The sequence below is a fragment of the Streptomyces flavofungini genome, assembly GCF_041028215.1.
Lineage (GTDB): Bacteria > Actinomycetota > Actinomycetes > Streptomycetales > Streptomycetaceae > Streptomyces > Streptomyces flavofungini_B.
In genome coordinates, this window is record NZ_JASKYR010000988.1 from 1 (window position 1) to 2,541 (window position 2,541).

Here is a 2,541-nt window from a genome sequence, read left to right on the forward strand (position 1 = left end):
GGGCGGGTCGTGCTGCGCACCGCCATCGGGGCGCGGCGGGTCGTGGACCTGCCGCTCGGCGAGCAACTGCCGCGCATCTGCTGACGGTTCAGGACGTGGGCAGCGGCACCCGCCACTCCAGCCGGGTGCCACCGCCGGTTCCTGGCCCCACGTGCAGCGTGCCGCCCAGCAGTTCGGCCCGCTCGGTGAGATTGCGCAGGCCGCTGCGCCGCCCCACCGAGCCGATGCCGACGCCGTTGTCCGACACGGTCACGAGCAGCTCCCCGCCATGTACGACGAGCGAGGCTTCCGCGGTCGACGCGCGGGCGTGCCGGGCGATGTTGGCCAGCGCCTCGCTCAGTACGGCGGTCGCGTCGTCGGCGACGGCGGCCGGTACCGCCGTGTCGACCAGGCCCTCGATGCGCAGCGCGGGAGTGAACCCGAGAGCGGGCACCGCCTCCTGCACCGCCTGTGCGGTGCGCACCCGCAGTCCGGAGCCCTCCGCCGCCGTCGGCTCGTGCGCGCGCAGCCCGAAGATGGTCGAACGAATGATCTTGATGGTGGTGTCGAGGTCGTCCACCGCCCGTGTCAGGCGCTCGATGGCCTGTGGGTGCTGCACGAAACGCTGCGCGCTCTGGAGCGTCATGCCCGTCGCGAACAGACGCTGGATGGCCAGGTCATGCAGATCGCGGGCGATGCGGTCACGGTCCTCAAGGACGCTCATCTGCTCGGCGTCACGGCGCCGCTGGGCGAGTTCGAGGGCCAGCGCGGTCTGGCCCGCGAAACCGGGGAGCGGCGCGGTCTCCGCCTCGCTGAACACCGAACGGCCACTGCGTCTGGCCAGCACCAGGACGCCACGTATGCCCTCGGCCGTGCCCATCGGGACCGCGACCGCGGGCCCCATGCCCTTCCAGCGCTCCGGGGCGAAGCGGACCCGCGGGTCGTTGCCCACGTCGGTGGTGGTCACCAGGCCGCCCTCGTCCAGTGCCGCCCCGGCCAGCGTCCCCTCGCGCGGAATGCTCACGCCCTGGTGCGCCTGGGAGCCGTCGCCCGAGGCGAAGTCGCCCCGCAGCTCCCGTGTCTCGGCGACCACCAGGTCCACCACCGCGATGTCGGACGCGGTGATCTCGCGGGCGCGTTCGATCATCAACTGGAGTACGTGCGCCTCGGGGGTGCCGGACAGCAGGGCGCTGGTGAACTCGGAACTGGCCGCCAGCCACCGCTCGCGCAGCCGCGCCTCTTCGTAGAGCCGGGCGTTCTCGATGGCCACGCCCGCCGCCACGGCCAGCGTCGAGAGCACCACCTCGTCCTCGGCGTCGAACTCGGCGCCGCCGCGCTTCTCGGTGAGATACAGGTTGCCGAACACCCGCTCACGCACCCGGATGGGCACGCCGAGGAAGGAGTGCATCGGCGGATGCTGCGGCGGGAAGCCGGACGACGCCGCGTGGTCGGAGAGCTCGCGCAGCCGCAGCGGTACGGGGTGGCGGATCAGCTCACCGAGCAGACCGTGCCCCGAGGGGAGGTCACCGATCCGCCGCCGCAGTTCCTCGCTGATGCCCACCGGCAGGAATTCGTCCAGTTTCCCGTCCGCCCCGATGACCCCGAGCGCCCCGTACTCCGCGTCGACCAGCGTCACAGCCGTCTCGACGATGTGCTGGAGCACCTGGGGGACCTCAAGGCCCCGCCCGACGGAAAGGACGGCTTCGAGCAGGCTGTGCAGCCGGTCCCGGGTCCCGCGAATGGCGTCGATGCGGATCTGGAGCTCGTCGAGCAGCTCGTCCAGGTGCAGCTGGGGTAAGTGACCTGCGCCGCGTTGCTCCTCCATGTGTGGCCTCCAAGGACATCCCGGCGTCCGGACGTGATGAATGTGGTGCTCACAGTAATCACCGCGGATGGGTGACGGCAGACAGGGGTGCGCCCGGTTCGGGCCGCACCGCCGGTGGTTCATCGCTGAACAGCACCGAGGGCGGCAGGAGTGTCCGGAAGTTCCGTTATCCGGCCGCCCGGGAGGAGGTTGTCTTGAGGTGCGGCGCAACTGCGGCACCAACCGGACGCGATGAACGGAGGGTTCATGACCAATCGGATGGATCAGCCCCGGAAGCTGGACCTCGTCGGCAACCCGGTGCTCGTCGGAGGCATCGGCACCGGTCACGAGGCCACCCTGCACTACCGCGTCGGTGACGGGCACTCCGAGGTGACCGGCCACTTCAACGCGGGGGGCGGGACGGGTGAGCACGGCCAGTTCCAGGTCCGGGCGGACGTGGGCCGTCTGACCTTCAGGGCCGACCAGATCCTGGTCCAGGTCTTCGAGAAGAGTCCCAAGGACGGCAGCGAGATCAACGTGGTGACCGTACCGGTGCTGTACGGGCCGCGCATCGTCGACGGCTACTACGGCTACCGCGAGCACAAGGTGGTCAAGGGCGACACCTTGTCAGGTCTGGCGAAGGCGTACTACGGAGACGCCTCCCTGTACAAGCGCATCCAGCGCGCCAACCCGGACCAGATCAGCGACCCCGACAAGATCACCCCGGGACAGGTGCTGCGTATCCCGATCGGTTCCTG

General features: G+C 70.4%; 2 protein-coding genes. One reads left to right on the forward strand and one right to left on the reverse strand.

Going from position 1 to position 2,541, the window contains the following annotated elements; genetic code table 11:
- Positions 1 to 88: 88 nt before the first annotated feature.
- Positions 89 to 1,804 carry a sensor histidine kinase gene (locus tag AB8Z36_RS37480; protein WP_369217847.1) on the reverse strand — a complete coding sequence of 572 codons (1,716 nt, stop codon included), beginning with the start codon at positions 1,802 to 1,804 and terminating at the stop codon, positions 89 to 91.
- Between the two features lie 246 nt (positions 1,805 to 2,050).
- On the opposite strand from AB8Z36_RS37480, the gene AB8Z36_RS37485 reads away from it, so the two are divergent.
- The coding region (locus AB8Z36_RS37485) for a Gmad2 immunoglobulin-like domain-containing protein (protein WP_369217848.1) at positions 2,051 to 2,541 on the forward strand (491 nt) is incomplete at its 3' end.